Below are 16584 nucleotides of genomic sequence, written 5' to 3' on the forward strand. Positions count from 1 at the left end.
CTGCAATGTCTTACTGCCGCGTCGACGTCGGTTTTTCGGCCGTCGCCTTGCCGTTGGACGTTTTTGCCGGCGCGGCATCTGAAGCATCCGGCGCAGCGTCAGGATTGTCGTCGAAGGCGAGTTTCACGCGCTTCACCATGTCACGGCTGACCAGCCACCAGTCACCGGTCTTTGCCCAGTAGCGCAGCGCTACGGAGATCGTGCCGTCACCAAGGCTGTCGATGAAGACGCTGGGTGCTGGTGACGTCAGCACCCTCGGATCGGCTTTGGCAAGGTTCATGAGCCTCTCCATCGCCAGATCGATGTCATCCTCATAGGCGACGCTGATTTTCAGCTCGTTCCGCCGCGTGGGTTCGCGGCTGAAATTGGTAATCGGCGTGTTCCAGAGCGTCGAATTCGGCGCCAGCCGGTAAAGCCCGTCGCCGGTTTTGAGTTCGGTTGCAAACAATCCGATTTCGCGCACCGTGCCGGCCACGCTGCTGGTCTCTATATATTCGCCGACGCGGAACGGCCTGAGGATCAGCAGCATGATGCCGGCGGCGATATTCTGCAGCGTGCCTTGCAGCGCCAGTCCGATCGCCAGGCCTGCCGCGCCGAGGGTGGCGATGATCGAGGCGGTCTGGACGCCGAATTGACCGAGCACGGTGATGAACACCAGGATGAGCAGGGCATAGCGCAGTACATTGGTGAAGAAACGCGCTAGCGTCTCGTCGATGCCATGAACGCGCGACAGGCCTTCATAGGCCCAACTACTGGTAAAACCGGCCAGCGCCCAGCCAAGAACGAGCAGGATCACCGCCCCGAGGACAGAGAAGGAATATTGCACGGCAAGCGCGCTTGCCTGGCTGAGCGCCGTTTGCGTGGCGAGGAGGACATCGGCTGCCTGTTGTTCCATGATCGGGCCCTGTCGATTGTGCATGATCGGGGCCTAGATGGAGCGGCTAGCGGTAGCGTCAACCGCAAGCGGCGTCCCGGATCGCAAGCACGAAGGGCGCGTTGCCGTCGGCATCGGCGCCACGTCCGATTGCCCGCACCGCCGCAACCAGCCGACCGCTGCGGCCGAGCAGCGCGTCACCGATCTCGATCAGCCGGGCGTTCGGTGTGGCGAAAGGTGAGGCGGCCCGTAGCCGGCGGGCAAGCGTTTCCTCGCTTTGATCGGGTGCCAGCGACAGCGCGGCGATGAGGGCTGCGGCCGGCGATCGCGACACGCCCATCCAGCAATGGATGAGCAGCGGCGTCTCCTGCCGCCACGAAGCGGCAAAGTCGACAATCCCGCGTACATGCGTCTCGTCAGGCGCCACGAGATCACCGGTGCCCTTGAAGACAATGTCGTTCATAGCAAGTGTCAGATGACGTTCGGCCGCGATCACGCCCGGCCGGTGAAAGGCCTGCTCCTTGGCGATCAGGCTGATCATGTCACGCGCCTTGTGGCGCACCGCCATTTCCGCGATGCGCGACAGCGGCGAGACGACGATGAAGGTCACGATACCATCTCCCGCTCGACCTCAATCGCGGCGAAGCGCTCGCAGAACAACCGCTGTGCTTCGATCGCCGGCAAGGGCTCGATCATCAGCATGTCCTTGCTGATGCCGCGCGGCTGGCCGAAGAATTTCTGTGCCTCGGCAGGTGTGAAACCGGCAAGCACGGTCGCTTCGAAATAGGCGGCGATCGTATCGGCCTTTTTGATTCGGTCCTTGAGGTCGCGCGAGGGATGCGGCGGCAGGCCGAAGCGCAGGTGCACGGCGGCCTCCAGCCGCTTTTCCACCGTCTTGTAGCCGCCGCCGACCACCGATTTGAACGGCGAGATCATGTCGCCGATCACATATTCGGGCGCATCGTGCAGTAGCGCCATCAGGCACTCCTGCGGCCGCGCGTCGTTGAAGCGACGGAAGATATCCTCGACGACGAGACTGTGCTGGGCCACCGAGAAAGCATGATCTCCGGAGGTCTGGCCGTTCCAGCGGGCCACACGCGCAAGCCCATGAGCGATGTCGATCAGTTCGACATCGAGCGGCGAGGGGTCGAGCAGGTCGAGCCTGCGCCCGGACAGCATGCGCTGCCAGGCACGCGGAGCTTTCGGTGTTGTCACGCGCTGGCCTCGTCGGCGCTGGCGGGAAAGACGAGACCGGACCATGCCGGCAGGACGAGGGAAACAGGCGTGTCGCCGGCCAGCAGCGGCGTGCCTGCCGCCATCGCCGCGCCGGCACGGTCGATGCGCACGATCGCAAGCCCGTGGTCGCCGTCGACCGAACCGAGGGTGCCGACCGGCTTGCCGGCGGCGGTGATCTCCGTCCCTGTCTCCGGCAGCGCCGTGCCGGCGGACACAGTCACGACGCGCCGGCGCGCAGTGCCGCGATGCTGCATGCGCGAGACGACCTCCTGGCCGACATAACAGCCTTTCCTGAAGGAGAGGCCGCCGTTGAAATCCATCAGCACGTCATGCGGGAAGGCGTCCTGCAGGGCAAAGTCAGATCCTGATGTGACGATGCCGTGGCTGATGCGTAGCGCGTCGTAGAGCGCTTCTGCACCATCGCCGTGTCTTCCTGCCCGACGGGTGAGCGTGACGCCCGCCTTGGCGAAGCGGCTATCCCGGGCGCCATGGCTGCCCCGGGCGCCCTGCTTATCCCCGACGTCCTCGGCATCCCCGCCCCAGGAAACGGTAACGCCCTCTTCGGTGCTTGGAGAAAGTGTGACGGCGGCGCGCAGCTTGTACATCGTCAGCCGCTTCAACAGGCCATCGCGTTGGCCGGCATCGGTTTCGATCATGTAGCCGTCGCCGTCCTGCCAGATCATGAAGTCGAACAGGATCTTGCCTTGCGGCGTCAGCAATGCCCCGGGCCGCGCCTCATCAGGCCCAAGCGCGGTGATATCGGTGGTGATCAGGTTCTGCAGGAAGGATTGGGCTTCCGCGCCGCTGACGAAGAGCAATGAGCGGTCTTTCAGGAATACGGCTGGCATGGCGGAACCTGTCGCGTTGGTCATCGCTCAGAGGTATGTCTTCATGAGGTGGATCGCAAGCGCCATGCGAACGTGAAAAGCGCAGCCAAGACGGGCATCAATCGCCCGCTGTGAAGAATTTCCATTTACCCTGAGGCGTAATGCCGAGGCGGTAGAAATTATATCCGCCGAATTCCTGCATGTCGGAGAGATCGCCGGCGGTGACGATGCGCAGCAGTTCGACACGCTCCGGCGGCGTCAGCGTCTTCAGGTCCTTCTCGGCAAAATAGGGCCAGACATACATGTCCTCTGCTGTACCCTGGCCGACATGTACGAAGCCGGTCGAGACGATGTCGAGCATGATGGCAAGGATCTCGTCACCGTCAGGATCGCCCGACAGATCCTTCAGCGTGCCGATCGGATCGTCGGTCGGTTCGCCCACAGTCACCTGCGTCTGGTCGGCACCAGTGCCCATCAGCGGCCGCAACCGCTCGAGATCGCCAGAGGCGGCCGCCTCGACGATCTGCTCGCGCATCTTGCGAACCGGCTCTGGCACTTTGCTGATGTCGTAGATCACCTCGACGGGCTTTGAATTGTCCTGAGCGCCCGGCGTCTTGTCGACACCCTGATTGTTCTGGCTGTTGACCAGCGGCTCGGCCATGGGAACGCCGGGAGTGGTCTGCGGCTGGCTCTGTCCTTGAGCGCTTCCCTGTGCGGGTGGCGTCTCGTTGGCCGCTTGGCCGGGGATCTTGTGCAGTTCGGAAAGCGCGTAGGCTGCCGGCGCAAGGAAAACATTGCCGGCGGCGAGGCTGAACGCAAGTAGCACCGGCGCGAGGGAAATTCGCGAAACTTTCTCTTTACCGGTGTGCATCAAACTCTCTGATAACAATTATTGCAGGGTGCGGTTCGCGGAGAATTCGCCGGCAAGCATGCGCTCACGCAGCGAATCCAGCAGGGCTTCGGCGCTCTTTTCCCCATGCAATCTGATCGTCTCGCGCAGCGCATGTGCAATGGCGGCATCAGCGATGATTTCAGGCTCGATCCCGTCGGCCATGCCGTCGGCCCAAGCTTCGTTCTGGTACTCCAGAGCTGCCTGCATCTTTTCGTGGACGATCATGTCGTCGATGTCGTTGAGGCTTGCTTCCATTGTCTTTTCCTCAGAACTTCTCATGTCTTACTGCACAGTTAACAACACTAACAGCCTTTTCCCAAAACGACACGTCCGCTTGCGAAAACAGGTTAATTAAACGTCAATTTCCAAAGCGCGAGGTAATTTCTGTGGCAAGTGTTGCACCTTCGTTACGGTAGCGCTCTTCTGCCACGATGGCCGCCGGGGTGCAATCCGTATAGACCGAGGCGAAGGCGCGATAGCCGCGATTGAAGGCTGCTGTCAGCTTTTCCTTGCGCTGCGGCTCGTTGCCGGTCTCCGAATCGAGCAGCTGCTGCATGCTGTTTCGCCACTCGTCGCCGCCAGGCGCCTTGCAGAGCGTTCTCAGATAATGCACCGAACCCAGCACCTCGGCGAATCGCGTCAGCTTGTCGTCATAGGGCACGATCACAGCAGGTGGCGGTGCAATTTCCTCCTGCCGTGGAGGCGGTGTATTCTTGCCCTGCGCCATCGTGGGGCCGGCGAGCACGAGCAGGGACAGGAAAACGCGTCGAACGGGAATCATGCTCCCAGTTGATACGTTGAGCGTGACGGCAACAAGGCGTGCCTGAAAGTTTCCACGTCTATTCGCCGCCCCCCAGCCGCTCCGCGCATTCGAGCACGCTCTGCGGCACGGGCAATCGCCGGATTTCCTCCACCGTGTACCAGCCGAGCGCTGCCGCATCGTCGGCGGCTTCCGCCACCGCATCCCCATCCGCATCGACGCGAAAGACCGACAGGAAGAAGTGGCTGCTGACACTGCCGTCGGCCGCATGCGTCTTTAGGTCGTAGGTCGAAAACAGCCGCGGATTACGGGCTGAAATGCCGGTCTCTTCGCGGAATTCGCGCAATGCCGTTTGCTCCGGCGTTTCTCCCGGCTCGGCTCGCCCGCCGGGAAAGGCATACATATCGGCGGAAGGCGGGTTGCGGCGCAACACCAGAAGGAATCGTCCGTCGCGTTCGAGAATGGCGGAGGAGGCGGCTTTGGCGGTGGAGGTCATCGGGACTGCTCTTGCTGTGATGGCCCATCTTATCGAATGAATAGTGCGACGGGGATTCGAAAGGTGCTTCCGTGACCTACATCATTTTTGCGTTTGCTGCCCTCTTCGAGATCGCCGGCTGCTTTGCCTTCTGGGCATGGCTGAAGCTCGAAAAACCCATCTGGTGGCTGGCGCCGGGCATGGTCTCTTTGGCGCTTTTCGCCTGGCTTCTGACGCTGGTGCCGAGCGAGGCCGCCGGCCGCACCTTCGCAGCCTATGGCGGCATCTACATCCTCGCTTCGCTGCTCTGGCTGTGGCTGGTCGAAGCCCGCGTGCCTGATCGTTACGATATCGGCGGTGCGCTGATCTGCCTTGCCGGCGCCAGCCTCATCCTCTTCGCGCCAAGAGGCTGAGGCGTCTTGACGGAGCACCAGCCGGGTGCAAAGACAAGCCGATGTGTGGACGTTTCGCCCTGACAGTCTCCAGCGTCGACCTGCGCGACGTCTTCTCCGGTCTCGATTTCGACGATTTTCCGGCGCGCTACAACATCGCGCCGACGCAACCGATCCTCGTCGTCATATCAGGCGAGGGCAGGGAGCAGGGCAGCAACTTGACCGACCGGCGCGCCGTGCTCGTGCGCTGGGGCCTGACGCCGGGCTGGGTCAAGGATCCGAAGGATTTCCCACTGCTGATCAACGCGCGCTCCGAAACCGCGATCGGCAAGGCTTCCTTCCGCGCCGCCATGCGTCATCGCCGTGTGCTCATTCCGGCCTCCGGTTTCTATGAATGGCATCGCCCGTCCAAGGAAAGCGGCGAGCGGCCGCAGGCCTATTGGATCAGGCCGCGCCGGGGGGGCGTCATCGCCTTTGCCGGGTTGATGGAGACATGGTCCTCGGCCGACGGCTCTGAGGTCGATACCGGCGCGATCCTGACGACATCAGCCACTTCAGCCATATCATCGATCCACGATCGCATGCCCGTCGTCATCAAACCCGAGGATTTCACGCGCTGGCTGGATTGCAAGACGCAGGAACCGCGCGAAGTGGTCGACTTGATGCAGCCGGTTCAGGATGATTTCTTCGAAGCCGTACCGGTCTCCGACAAGGTAAACAAGGTTGCCAATATGGGTCCCGACCTGCAGCAGCCGGTCGCCATCGAAAAGCCGTTGAAGGCGCCCGACAAGCAAAAGCCTGACGACGGCCAGCTCAGCTTCTTCTGAACACTATCCGCCATACCTACAGGCCCGTCGGCGACCTATCGGCGCCGACGTCTCACATAAGCGGCGGCGATGCATCGCTTCGTCCATCAGGTTTTTCGGGTTGTGCTTAGTCGCCAGAGCGTTGTCAGGAGATTTCCGACGATCGCCTCGTCATTCACTTCGTCAGCGGTGCCTAACGCATGCAACCCGAAAGCACACATGGTTCCAATTTGAAGCCTTCCGCTTCAAGCGGATTTTTTGACGCTGGTTGGCTTATGCTTCGCCATCAGCGATGCTGCGGCAACAGCCTTCAGGCCGACGGGGCGATAGTTGGCGGCGAGGTCTGGCTTGGCCGCTTGCTGTTCGCCGGTACTGCTCTTCTTCGAAGTCACGATACTCTCCTTGCGTGGTTCTTCCCTGGGTATTTTATGGTTTGATGTTTCATCACGAATAGCGACAAAACGGGGGCGTCGGTTATCAGGATTTGTAAACGCGCACCATAATTCGCGAGGCTTAACTGAAGCCTACGTTGGTTAATACTTACTGAAGAGAGCCGTTCCAATAAAAGTCCGAAAGCGGTTTTCCGGGGAAACGCGCAGAACGGTTTCCACCCGGATAAAGCGCATGCTTTTCCCGGGGATACGTCAGAACGAAGGGAGAGAAGCATTTCCGTCATTCGAAGAGATCCGGAAATGCTAGGAGATCAGATGTGCCGGCCGATATCGTCGTCGCCGATGCCCGGCTCCTCGATCGTCAGCGTCCCGTATTTCCGCCGCCATTTCCGCGCGCCGAAGGGAAGCGAGATGAGGTAGGCGGCCACGGTGAAGACCATCACCTCCCAGGTGTAGCTCATCAGCAGAGCCACATAGAGCACGACGCCGAGCATCATCGGCAACACGAGGTCGCGCCGCAAGCGGTTGCCTTCCGATTTGCCCGACCAGACCGGCAGCCGGCTGATCAGCAGGAAGGCGATGAGCACGGTGTAGATCGACGAGATATAGGCGAAGGTCCGATCCGTCGCCAGCCCGAGGAAGCCGAGATAGACCGGCAGCAGCACCAGCATGGCGCCGGCCGGCGCCGGCACGCCGACGAAATATTCCGATTGCCAGCTCGCCTTGTTCTCACGTTCGGCCATGACATTGAAGCGGGCAAGGCGAAGCCCGGCGGCGATGGCATAGATCAGGGCGGCGATCCAGCCGAGCGAGCGCGCCTGGTCGAGCGCGAAGACATAGACGACGAGGGCGGGTGCGACGCCGAAATTGACGATGTCGGCAAGCGAATCCATCTGCGCGCCGAACTTCGAGGTCGCCTTCATCAGCCGTGCTACGCGCCCGTCGATACCGTCGAGGAAGGCGGCGAGCAGCACCATGGAGACGGCGAGCTCGTAACGATTCTCGAAAGCCAGCCGGATGCCGGTCAGCCCGGCGCAGATCGCCAGAATGGTGATGAGGTTCGGAAAGACGAGCCGGAGCGGGATTTCGCGCAGACGCGGGCCGCGGGCGGAATCATCCGGCCCATTGGGCTCGAAAGGCGGAAAAGGCGTTTCCATATCGCGTTCCAATCGTTCCTAAGGCAATTCCAGCAACAGTGCGTAGCGCTTCTGCACTTCCGTGAAAAGCTCACCCGCTCTAGCTGCGGCGGCTGATGACGGGACCCTTGGCGGAGGCGAATTCGGCGATGACGGTTTCTCCCGCAACCGCCGTCTGGCCGAGCGAGACGCGCGGCGCAGCGCCGGCGGGCAGGAATACGTCGAGCCGCGAGCCGAAACGGATCAGCCCGAAGCGCTCGCCCGCATCCACCGGCTCGTTGGGGTTTGCCCAGCAGAGGATGCGCCGCGCCACAAGGCCGGCGATTTGCACGACGCCGATCTGACCGTGGCGGGTTTCGATCACCAGCCCGTTGCGCTCATTGTCCTCGCTCGCCTTGTCGAGCTCGGCGTTGACGAAGCTGCCGGAGCGGTAGTTGATGCTGACGATGCGGCCGCGCATCGGCGCCCGGTTCACATGGCAATTGAAGACGTTCATGAAGACCGAGATGCGCAGCATCGGCTCGGATCCGAGGTTAAGCTCTGCCGGAGGGGTCACCATTTGGATCGCCGAGACCTTGCCGTCGGCGGGAGAGATCACCAGGTCGTCGTCCTGCGGGGTCACGCGCTCGGGATCGCGGAAGAAATAGGCGCACCAGAGCGTGAAGATCATGCCGATCCAGAAGAGTGGCTTGAAGATCCATCCCAAGACCAGCGATGCGACGAAGAAGGCGGCAACGAAGGGATAACCCTCCTTGTGCACGGGGACGATCGTGTTGCGAACCGTGTTGAACAGGCTCATGGCTGCCGGTCTCCTTGCGTTTTCATTTTTGCTGGTTAGCGAAAAACCGTCTCCGGGGCAATGCTGCGGCATCGGCCCTGGTTCCCGCGCCGGGTTTCTGAACAACAAAAGCCGGCCGGCGTCGATTCCCTTGTCAGCTTGCCGGAGCAAGCCGCGTTATCACACCGAGGTCGTCGCTTTCGCGCACCTGCTTCAGATGTTCCTCCGCCTGTGTCGCCTCGCGCTGGCGGTTCCACATCGAGGCATAAAGGCCGTTCCTTTCGAGCAGGGCGGCATGTGTTCCGCGCTCGGCGATCTCGCCGCTTTTGAGCACGATGATTTCGTCGGCGCTGATGACAGTCGAAAGCCGGTGGGCGATAACCAGCGTCGTGCGGTTCTTCGAAACCAGGTCGAGTGCTTCCTGGATTTCTCGTTCCGTCGTCGTGTCGAGCGCCGACGTAGCCTCGTCGAGGATCAGGATTGGTGGCGCCTTGAGGATGGTGCGGGCGATCGCCACCCGCTGCTTCTCGCCGCCCGAAAGCTTCAGCCCGCGCTCGCCGACCTTGGTTTCGAAACCCTCGGGCAGCGTTTCGATGAAATGTGCGATCTGCGCCACCTCGGCCGCTGCAAAGACCTCGCCGTCGCTGGCCGATGTGCGGCCGTAGCGGATGTTGTAGGCGACCGTGTCGTTGAAGAGCACGGTATCCTGCGGCACCATGCCGATTGCCGTACGCAGGCTCTTCTGCGTCACCGTGCGGATATCCTGGCCGTCGACGCTGATCGCGCCGCTCTGGATATCGTAAAAACGATAGAGCAGGCGCGACAGCGTCGATTTGCCGGCACCCGACGGACCGACGACGGCGACCGTCTTGCCGGCCGGCACCTCGAAGGAAATGCCCTTCAGGATCGGACGGGCCGCGTCGTAGGCGAAATGCACATCCTTGAAGGAGATCGCGCCCTGGCCGATCCGAAGTTCGGTCGCATCGGGCGCGTCTTTGACTTCGGTCTGCACCTCAAGCAAATCGAACATCTGCTCGATATCGGTCAGCCCCTGGCGGATTTCGCGGTAGACGAAGCCGATGAAGTTGAGCGGTACGGAAAGCTGCAGCAGCATCGAATTGACGAAAACGAAATCGCCGACCGTCTGCTCGCCGCGCTGCACGGCCAGCGCCGACAGCACCAGCATGATGGTCGTGCCGATGCCGAAGATGACGCCCTGGCCGAAGTTCAGCCAGCCGAGCGAGGTCCAGACATCGGTCGCCGCCTTCTCGTAGCGTTCCATCGATTTGTCGAAACGCTTTGCCTCCATCTCCTCATTGCCGAAATATTTGACGGTCTCGAAATTGAGGAGAGAGTCGATCGCCTTGGTATTGGCGTCGGTATCGCTGTCGTTCATCGACCGGCGGATGGCGATGCGCCAGTCGGATGCGCGGATCGTGAACCAGATATAGGCCCAGACGGTGAAGGCGGTAACGGCGAGATAGGAGAAGCCATAGCCCCACCAGAAGATCACCGCCGTCAGCAGGAATTCGATGACGGTCGGGACTGAATTGAGGATCGTGAAGCGCACGATCGTCTCGATGCCCTTGGTGCCGCGCTCGATGATGCGCGACAGCCCGCCGGTCTTGCGCTCCAGATGGAAGCGCAGCGACAGCTCGTGCATGTGCACGAAGGTCCTGTAGGCGAGCTGGCGCACCGCATGTTGTCCGACGCTGGCAAAGAGCGCGTCGCGCAGCTGGTTGAGGCCAAGCTGGATCAGCCGAGTGATGTTATAGGCGATGACCAGCGCGATGGCGCCGGCCAGCAGCGGCGGCACTGAGCCGGCAAGATCCATCCTGCCGTTCAGCGCATCGGTCGACCATTTGAAGAAATAGGGAACGAGCAGCAATACGAATTTGGAGATTAGCAGAAAGACAGAGGCCCAGACGACGCGCATCTTGAGGTCGGGCCGGCCGGCCGGCCACATATAGGGCCAGAGGTTGAGAAGCGTCTGCGGGAGGTTGGATTCCGAGACTGTCTTGCCGTTTGCCATGATTGTCTCCAGCCCGGATGGGCTTGCCGCGATTCGATGCCGGCAAGCGAGCGGAACCGGGACGTGCCTGAAAGCGCGTCCCACAACCCGCAGCCGCCATCGCCAGATAGGGTGCCGGCGGACGAATACAACAATTGCTGGGGTAAGGAAACGACGAGGCCGGGCGCTTATCCCGCCCGGCCTCGTAGTGTTGTTTTGCAGCTTAGAGGTGCTGGCCGGACATGCGCTTGCGATGCAGCTCTTCGGCATTCGGCAACACATCCTTCGGCAGGCCGAAAATCTGGCCAGGGCGGATGCGATCGGGATTGATGATCTTGTCCTCGTTGGCGATGTAGATTGTCGTGTAGCGAACGCCGAGGCCATAGGTGCGGCGCGAGATCTGCCACAGCGTGTCGCCGCGGCGAATGATGACCGCCGCGTTGTTCGCCGTCAGCGGCGCCTGTTCGATCGTCTTCGGCTGGTTGCTTCCGACCTCGTTTGCATACGGCGTTGCCGGCGCGGGTGCGGCGGTGAGCTCGGCAATCATCCCGCCCAGCTTGTCGAGTGCGGCGCCGACGGACTTCGCATCCCCGGGCAGGCCCTGCAGCAGCTTCAGCGCATTGCCGGCGACCTGCGAGGAGGAACCTGACGCTTGCTTGAAGACATCAGGCGCATCGGCGGCCGGGCGGAAGTCGGCGACGGAGCGCAGCGCAAACTCCGTTGCCGAGCGTGCTGCCGCAAGCTGTTCGGCGCCGGGCAACTTGCCATCGGCAAAAAGCCCCTTCAGCAGGCCGAAAGCCTTGCCGACTTCGGCTTTGAGTTTGCGGAGCTCGCCTTCGTCAAGCGGAACCATCGAGGAAGCACCGTTCGCATCTGCGGGGGCCGATTGCGCGGCGACCCTCACCTGATCGCCGGCCGGGCGATTGAAATTCACCGACGCACGCACGATCACCTTGCCTGCGGGATCGACGACATCGACGCGGATCTTGTGGTCGCCGACCGAAAGCGCCACCACACCGTCGATGATGAAATGGCCGTCGGAGCCGGCGGTATCCTGGCCGACGAGGCTGTCGTCGGCATAACCGATGACCTTGGCATTGGAGCGGGTCGTGCCGGCAATGAAGATCTTGTTGCCTTCGATCTCGACGGCATTGACCATCACGTCGGGTACATTCGTCTTATCCGGTGCGGCAGTGCCGGGAATGGCCGGTGTCGTATCAGCGCCGCCGGAGGGTGTGTCGGTGAGGTTCGGCGTCTGCAGCGCCAGCTCGCCGGTTGGTGCAGCCGAGCTTTCACCGGTTGCCGGCTTGTCCGCAGGCGGTGCCATCGGATTGGAGGCATCGGCAACTTCGGTTCCGGCCTTCGGCGCGGTGATGATTCGGCTCGCCGCGCCGGGTTTGGAAACCATGGCGAGCAGATTGGCGCCATTGCCATCCTTGGGCACGGAAATGGTCGCGACTTCTTCGGAAAGCGTGCTTTTGCCGTCCTTGCCCGTGAATTTCAGCACCAGCTGGTGGTCGCCGGCCGGAAGCGGATCGTCGAGAACGGCAGCAAAATCGCCACTCGCATCGACATTGGCCGTCGTCACCACCTTGTCGCCGTCGAGCACCTCGAGCTTGCCGTTCGGTTCGGCGGAACCGGCAATCACCGTCGATCCGTCGGGCTCGACGCGCAATACGTCGAAGGCCGGAAGCTTCGGGCCGGTATTTTCCGCTGCCGTATTCGCCCCAGGGGCGGTCTCCGGCGCACCGGTCAGCGCAACCTCGGCCTTGGCGATCGCGGCAAGCGCATCGGCGATGTTCTCGGGCAGCGACTGGACGATGGCGAGTGCCTTCGCGCCGCCGTCCTTGGCCTTGGCGGCAAGGGTCTGGGTCGCGGGATCGAGGCCCTCGGGAATAGTGAAGCCGGCAAGTGCGGTCAGCGCGTTGACGGCCTTGGTCTTGGCGGCAGTGAAAACATCGATGGTCGGGCCTTTGCCGTCGGCAAACAGCGCCTTGAGCTCGCTGAGCGACACGCCGGCATCGGCCGAAAGGCGACCGACCTGATCGGCGACCGCAGCCGCATCGCCCACAGCGGAGCGCGATGTCTTTGACGCCTCGTTAACCGTGTTCTTGAGCTCCGTGCTCGCCTGGTTGATGGCGTCGCCGACCTTGGTTGCATCGCCGCCGATACGCGGCATGACGACAAACACCATCAGTAGGATTGCGATTGCGAGGACTGCAAGAGCCAGCAAGCCGGCACGGTTCTTCATCATTATGTCTCCCAGAGCGGCAATTTGCCGTAATACCCAAAATTGCTAGCGATTCCCGTTGCTTTCCACAAGCATTCAAAGCAATTAGGCAAGCTAGGCACGCTGCTTTTCAGTCAATTTTCTTGACTGCATTGAAATGGAATAGTTGTTTTGCCCTCATGACCGAACAATCTGTATCGATTCGATCCATCTGCGTTTACTGCGGCTCCAGGCCGGGACGCGATCCTTCCCACATGGCGGCCGGGCGTGCTCTCGGAAGAGAGATCGCCGAATACGGCCTGCGCCTCGTCTATGGCGGGGGTACCAAAGGCATCATGGGCGCGGTTGCCAGCGGCGTGCTTTCAGGCGGCGGTCAGGTCACGGGCATCATTCCCGAATTCCTGATCGATATGGAAGCGACTCGCCACTCGCTCGGTCAGCTGAACGAACTCATTGTAACCCCTGACATGCATGCGCGCAAACACACCATGTTCGAGCGCTCCGATGCCTTCGTCGCGCTGCCCGGCGGCATCGGTACGCTGGAGGAGATCGTCGAGATCATGACCTGGGCGCAGCTCGGCCGCCACGAAAAGCCGATGGTCTTTGCCAACGTCAACGGTTTCTGGGATCCGATGATGGAACTGATGCGTCATATGACCGAAGAAGGCTTCCTGCACACCGCTCATCGGGTGCAGCCGCTCGTCGTCGACGAGATCTCCGGCATCATTCCGGCGATCATGGCCCAGGCAGTCCAGCTCGCCGCCGATCGTGACGGCGAGGACGAAGTGATTTCGAAGATGTAGGCGGGCGCGCCTTTGGAGCGGTTCGGCTTTTCACTGAAGCGCAGAACCGCTCCAAGCTTTTGTTTACGCAATCCCGGACGCAAAACCGCTGCGCACTTTTGCAGGAAAGGCTCTAGCGCCCGCGGCTTCCCTTCAGCATCGACCAGCTATAGAGGAACAGCCCCGCCCAGATCAGCGGGAAGGCGATCATCCGCGCCATGCCGAATGGCTCATGGAAGATGAAGACCGCGATCAGGAAGATCATCGTCGGCGCGATATACTGCATGATGCCGATCGTCGAGAGTTTCAGCAGCTTGGCGCCGTTTGCATAGATCATCAGCGGCACGGCGGTGATGACGCCGCAGCCGAGCAACAGGGTCGTGTCGGCAAGACCGGTGCGGTAGAGGTGGCCCTGGCCGCTGCCGAATTCCAGATAGAGGATATAGAGGAGGGCCGGCCCGCTGAGGATCAGCACTTCCAGGAAGAAGCCCTGGTTCGGCCCGAGCGGCAGCGTCTTGCGCAACAGGGCGTAGAACCCCCAGCTGATCGCCAGCGTCAGCGCCACCCACGGGATGCCGCCGCTGTCCAGCGCGAGAATGGCGACGGCAAGCGCCGCAAGCACGATCGCCGCAATCTGCAGTGGTTGGAGCTTTTCCTTGAGGAAAACCGCGCCGAGGAAGATGCTGAACAGCGGATTGATGAAATAGCCAAGTGCTGCATCGAGCGAATGGCCGGCACCGATCGCCCAGACATAGGTACCCCAGTTGACCGTAATCAGCGACGCCGTCAGCGCCGCCATCGCCAGCATGCGCGGCGAGCTGAGTGCTGCGCGGATGTCCTGTGTGCGCCCGAGCACGATCAGCACGATGCCCGCCAACGGCAGCGACCAGACGATACGATGAGCGATCACCTCGGCCGGCGAGATATGCGCCACCGCCTTCATGTAAATCGGCAGAAAGCCCCAGAGCAGATAGGCTGTCAGCGCGAAGGCGAACCCGCGCGGACTGTCTTCGTTCTTGGCCAACGGAACGGATGCATCGGTCGACATCGGTGTTTCCATCTTTGTTCTTCTTCTGATCCGGCCTAGCTTAAGCGCCGTGAATAGGCCAATTCATTTCGTTGAATGAAGGGTGAGAGGATTTGAACCCGGAGACGACGCGATGGACGAGAATATATCCGACGCCCTTCGCTGGAAGACGAAGTCCGAAGGATGCGAATGGGATTCGGGCGAGGGCTGGGGTCTCGTCGCCGGACCGGCGGAATAGGTTTATTCCGCCGCGATCTTGCCCGCCAGCTGCCGGTTCTTCATCAGCTTGTAGATGACGGAATCCATCAACGCCTGGAACGAAGCGTCGATGATGTTCTCCGAGACGCCGACCGTCCACCAGCGCACACCGTCGCTGTCGGTGGATTCGATCAGCACGCGGGTGATCGCCTCCGTGCCGCCATTGAGGATACGCACCTTGAAATCGGCGAGCACCAGATCGTCGATTTCGTGCTGGTACTTGCCGAAATCCTTGCGTAGCGCGAGGTCGAGCGCGTTGACCGGGCCTTCGGCATCGGCAACCGACATCAGCGTCTGGCCGTCGATGGTGATCTTGACCACCGCCTCCGAGACGATCTTCACGCGCCCGAGACTGTCGAAGCGGCGCTCGATCATCACCCGGAAGCCTTCGATGGTGAAGAATTCCGGGATCGTGCCGAGCGTGCGGCGCGCCAGCAGCTCGAAGCTCGCATCCGCGCCCTCATAGGCATAGCCGATGGATTCACGTTCCTTGACGATCGAGATCAGCAGGTCGAGCTTCGGATCGTCCTTGGCGACCTCGATGCCGCGCCGTTTCAGCGCATTGATGAAGTTCGCCTTTCCGCCCTGGTCGGAGACCATGACCTTGCGGAAGTTGCCGACGGTTTCCGGCGGCACGTGTTCATAGGTCCGCGGATCCTTGAGCAGGGCCGATGCATGGATGCCGGCCTTGGTGGCAAAGGCGGAGGCGCCGACATAGGGCATCTGGTGGTCGGGCGAACGGTTGAGCAGTTCGTCGAAGGCATGCGAGAGCCGGGTGAGGTTGAGCAGCCGATCCTCGTCGATCGTCGTTTCGAAACGTGTGTTGTAGGCGCTCTTCAGTGCCAGCGTCGGGATCAGCGTCACCAGATTGGCATTGCCGCAGCGCTCGCCGATGCCGTTCAGCGTGCCCTGGATCTGCCGGACGCCGGCGTCGACGGCTGCAAGCGAATTGGCGACCGCCTGGCCAGTGTCGTTATGCGCATGGATGCCAAGACAGTGCCCGGGAACGCCTGAGGCGATCACCGCCTCGACCATGGCGCGCACCTCCGGCGGCTGCGTGCCGCCATTGGTGTCGCAGAGCACGACCCAGCGCGCGCCGCTCTCATAGGCCGTCTTGGCGCAGGCGACCGCATAGGCCGGATTGGCCTTGAAGCCGTCGAAGAAATGCTCGCAATCGACGATCGCCTCCTTGCCTGCGCCAACCGCCGCCTTGACGCTTTCGGCGATGCATTCGAGGTTTTCCTCGTTGGTGCAGCCAAGCGCCACCGCGACATGATAATCCCAGCTCTTGGCGACGAAACAGATAGCGTCGGATTTCGCCTGCAGCAGCCCGGCAATGCCAGGATCGTTGGAGACCGAAACGCCCGCCCGCTTCGTCATGCCGAAGGCGACGAAGCTGGCCTGGCTGGTGCGCTTCTCGCTGAAGAAGGCCGTATCCGTCGGATTGGCGCCGGGAAATCCGCCCTCGACGTAATCGAGACCGAACTCGTCCAGCATGGCGGCGATCGCAATCTTGTCCTCGACGGAGAAATCGATGCCGGGCGTCTGCTGCCCGTCCCGGAGCGTCGTGTCGAAGAGGTAGATGCGTTCTTTCATGTCGTTTCCTCCCGCCAAGCGGGTGTTGTTTTCTGTTGTGCGGAAGCCCCCCTCATCCGCCCTACGGGCACCTTCTCCCCGAAGGGAGAAGGGTAGCCGCGTCGTTCGCCTT

18 protein-coding genes are annotated in these 16584 nt (G+C 61.9%); 3 read left to right on the top strand and 15 right to left on the bottom strand.

Annotation, left to right across the window (positions count from 1 at the left end; genetic code table 11):
• Positions 1 to 10 precede the first annotated feature (10 nt).
• The 8 genes from RLCC275e_RS05835 to RLCC275e_RS05870 all read right to left on the bottom strand — a co-directional run bounded on the left by RLCC275e_RS05835 (position 11) and on the right by RLCC275e_RS05870 (position 5085).
• Positions 11 to 895 (bottom strand): mechanosensitive ion channel family protein, encoded by an 885-nt coding sequence (locus RLCC275e_RS05835; RefSeq protein ID WP_033180463.1) that lies wholly within the window; start codon positions 893 to 895, stop codon positions 11 to 13.
• Positions 896 to 953: 58 nt separating this feature from the next.
• On the bottom strand, positions 954 to 1484 hold the full coding sequence (locus tag RLCC275e_RS05840) for a tyrosine phosphatase family protein (protein ID WP_033180462.1): 531 nt from the start codon (positions 1482 to 1484) through the stop codon (positions 954 to 956).
• Positions 1481 to 2089, bottom strand: a complete 609-nt coding sequence (locus tag RLCC275e_RS05845) for an HD domain-containing protein (protein WP_011651215.1) — start codon at positions 2087 to 2089, stop codon at positions 1481 to 1483. The genes RLCC275e_RS05840 and RLCC275e_RS05845 overlap by 4 nt, the downstream gene beginning before the upstream one ends.
• Positions 2086 to 2958, bottom strand: a complete 873-nt coding sequence (gene ygfZ / locus RLCC275e_RS05850; protein WP_033180693.1) for a CAF17-like 4Fe-4S cluster assembly/insertion protein YgfZ — start codon at positions 2956 to 2958, stop codon at positions 2086 to 2088. Before ygfZ ends, RLCC275e_RS05845 begins: the two co-directional genes overlap by 4 nt.
• Positions 2959 to 3055: 97 nt before the next feature.
• Positions 3056 to 3808: a hypothetical protein gene (locus RLCC275e_RS05855; RefSeq protein WP_033180461.1), complete on the bottom strand. Its 753-nt coding sequence runs from the start codon at positions 3806 to 3808 to the stop codon at positions 3056 to 3058.
• An 18-nt stretch (positions 3809 to 3826) separates the two neighbouring features.
• Positions 3827 to 4084 carry a hypothetical protein gene (locus RLCC275e_RS05860; RefSeq protein WP_003546972.1) on the bottom strand — a complete coding sequence of 86 codons (258 nt, stop codon included), beginning with the start codon at positions 4082 to 4084 and terminating at the stop codon, positions 3827 to 3829.
• A gap of 103 nt (positions 4085 to 4187) precedes the next feature.
• Positions 4188 to 4610, bottom strand: a complete 423-nt coding sequence (locus RLCC275e_RS05865) for a TIGR02301 family protein (protein ID WP_033180460.1) — start codon at positions 4608 to 4610, stop codon at positions 4188 to 4190.
• 58 nt (positions 4611 to 4668) lie between these two features.
• Positions 4669 to 5085, bottom strand: a complete 417-nt coding sequence (locus RLCC275e_RS05870; RefSeq protein ID WP_033180459.1) for an NUDIX hydrolase — start codon at positions 5083 to 5085, stop codon at positions 4669 to 4671.
• 71 nt (positions 5086 to 5156) lie between these two features.
• Here RLCC275e_RS05870 and RLCC275e_RS05875 point away from each other — a divergent pair, with 71 nt between their 5' ends.
• Both RLCC275e_RS05875 and RLCC275e_RS05880 read left to right on the top strand, forming a co-directional pair.
• A complete protein-coding gene (locus RLCC275e_RS05875; protein ID WP_003558128.1) occupies positions 5157 to 5477 on the top strand; it encodes a YnfA family protein in 321 nt (106 codons plus the stop codon).
• A gap of 41 nt (positions 5478 to 5518) precedes the next feature.
• A complete protein-coding gene (locus tag RLCC275e_RS05880; protein WP_033180458.1) occupies positions 5519 to 6283 on the top strand; it encodes an SOS response-associated peptidase in 765 nt (254 codons plus the stop codon).
• A gap of 224 nt (positions 6284 to 6507) precedes the next feature.
• Here RLCC275e_RS05880 and RLCC275e_RS05885 read toward each other — a convergent pair whose 3' ends face one another.
• The 5 genes from RLCC275e_RS05885 to RLCC275e_RS05905 form a co-directional block, all read right to left on the bottom strand.
• On the bottom strand, positions 6508 to 6654 hold the full coding sequence (locus RLCC275e_RS05885) for a hypothetical protein (protein WP_003558132.1): 147 nt from the start codon (positions 6652 to 6654) through the stop codon (positions 6508 to 6510).
• A gap of 311 nt (positions 6655 to 6965) precedes the next feature.
• A complete protein-coding gene (gene pssA / locus RLCC275e_RS05890) occupies positions 6966 to 7811 on the bottom strand; it encodes a CDP-diacylglycerol--serine O-phosphatidyltransferase (RefSeq protein WP_033180457.1) in 846 nt (281 codons plus the stop codon).
• Between the two features lie 79 nt (positions 7812 to 7890).
• Positions 7891 to 8589, bottom strand: coding sequence for a phosphatidylserine decarboxylase (locus RLCC275e_RS05895; protein ID WP_017963685.1), 699 nt, complete (start codon positions 8587 to 8589; stop codon positions 7891 to 7893).
• 133 nt (positions 8590 to 8722) lie between these two features.
• Positions 8723 to 10600 carry an ABCB family ABC transporter ATP-binding protein/permease gene (locus tag RLCC275e_RS05900; RefSeq protein WP_033180456.1) on the bottom strand — a complete coding sequence of 626 codons (1878 nt, stop codon included), beginning with the start codon at positions 10598 to 10600 and terminating at the stop codon, positions 8723 to 8725.
• Positions 10601 to 10802: 202 nt separating this feature from the next.
• Entirely contained in the window at positions 10803 to 12833 is a 2031-nt protein-coding gene (locus RLCC275e_RS05905) for a LysM peptidoglycan-binding domain-containing protein (RefSeq protein ID WP_033180455.1), read from the bottom strand.
• A 155-nt stretch (positions 12834 to 12988) separates the two neighbouring features.
• Here RLCC275e_RS05905 and RLCC275e_RS05910 point away from each other — a divergent pair, with 155 nt between their 5' ends.
• Complete coding sequence (locus RLCC275e_RS05910) at positions 12989 to 13612, top strand: LOG family protein (RefSeq protein WP_082229727.1); 624 nt, start codon at positions 12989 to 12991, stop codon at positions 13610 to 13612.
• A gap of 112 nt (positions 13613 to 13724) precedes the next feature.
• On the opposite strand, the gene rarD is transcribed toward RLCC275e_RS05910, so the two are convergent.
• Positions 13725 to 14639, bottom strand: coding sequence for an EamA family transporter RarD (rarD, locus tag RLCC275e_RS05915; protein WP_033180453.1), 915 nt, complete (start codon positions 14637 to 14639; stop codon positions 13725 to 13727).
• 219 nt (positions 14640 to 14858) lie between these two features.
• Positions 14859 to 16472 (bottom strand): citramalate synthase, encoded by a 1614-nt coding sequence (gene cimA, locus RLCC275e_RS05920; protein ID WP_033180452.1) that lies wholly within the window; start codon positions 16470 to 16472, stop codon positions 14859 to 14861.
• Positions 16473 to 16584 lie beyond the last annotated feature (112 nt).

Origin of the sequence: Rhizobium brockwellii (assembly GCF_000769405.2) — a bacterium.
Classification (GTDB): domain Bacteria; phylum Pseudomonadota; class Alphaproteobacteria; order Rhizobiales; family Rhizobiaceae; genus Rhizobium; species Rhizobium brockwellii.

Bases quoted from the DNA above. Each gene is read 5' to 3' on its own strand.
- rarD (WP_033180453.1), bottom strand. From the start codon at position 14,639: ATGTCGACCGATGCATCCGTTCCGTTGGCCAAGAACGAAGACAGTCCG.
- RLCC275e_RS05835 (WP_033180463.1), bottom strand. From the start codon at position 895: ATGGAACAACAGGCAGCCGATGTCCTCCTCGCCACGCAAACGGCGCTC.
- RLCC275e_RS05865 (WP_033180460.1), bottom strand. From the start codon at position 4,610: ATGATTCCCGTTCGACGCGTTTTCCTGTCCCTGCTCGTGCTCGCCGGC.
- RLCC275e_RS05895 (WP_017963685.1), bottom strand. From the start codon at position 8,589: ATGAGCCTGTTCAACACGGTTCGCAACACGATCGTCCCCGTGCACAAG.
- RLCC275e_RS05870 (WP_033180459.1), bottom strand. From the start codon at position 5,085: ATGACCTCCACCGCCAAAGCCGCCTCCTCCGCCATTCTCGAACGCGAC.
- pssA (WP_033180457.1), bottom strand. From the start codon at position 7,811: ATGGAAACGCCTTTTCCGCCTTTCGAGCCCAATGGGCCGGATGATTCC.
- RLCC275e_RS05900 (WP_033180456.1), bottom strand. From the start codon at position 10,600: ATGGCAAACGGCAAGACAGTCTCGGAATCCAACCTCCCGCAGACGCTT.
- RLCC275e_RS05910 (WP_082229727.1), top strand. From the start codon at position 12,989: ATGACCGAACAATCTGTATCGATTCGATCCATCTGCGTTTACTGCGGC.
- ygfZ (WP_033180693.1), bottom strand. From the start codon at position 2,958: ATGCCAGCCGTATTCCTGAAAGACCGCTCATTGCTCTTCGTCAGCGGC.
- RLCC275e_RS05905 (WP_033180455.1), bottom strand. From the start codon at position 12,833: ATGATGAAGAACCGTGCCGGCTTGCTGGCTCTTGCAGTCCTCGCAATC.
- RLCC275e_RS05880 (WP_033180458.1), top strand. From the start codon at position 5,519: ATGTGTGGACGTTTCGCCCTGACAGTCTCCAGCGTCGACCTGCGCGAC.
- cimA (WP_033180452.1), bottom strand. From the start codon at position 16,472: ATGAAAGAACGCATCTACCTCTTCGACACGACGCTCCGGGACGGGCAG.
- RLCC275e_RS05860 (WP_003546972.1), bottom strand. From the start codon at position 4,084: ATGGAAGCAAGCCTCAACGACATCGACGACATGATCGTCCACGAAAAG.
- RLCC275e_RS05855 (WP_033180461.1), bottom strand. From the start codon at position 3,808: ATGCACACCGGTAAAGAGAAAGTTTCGCGAATTTCCCTCGCGCCGGTG.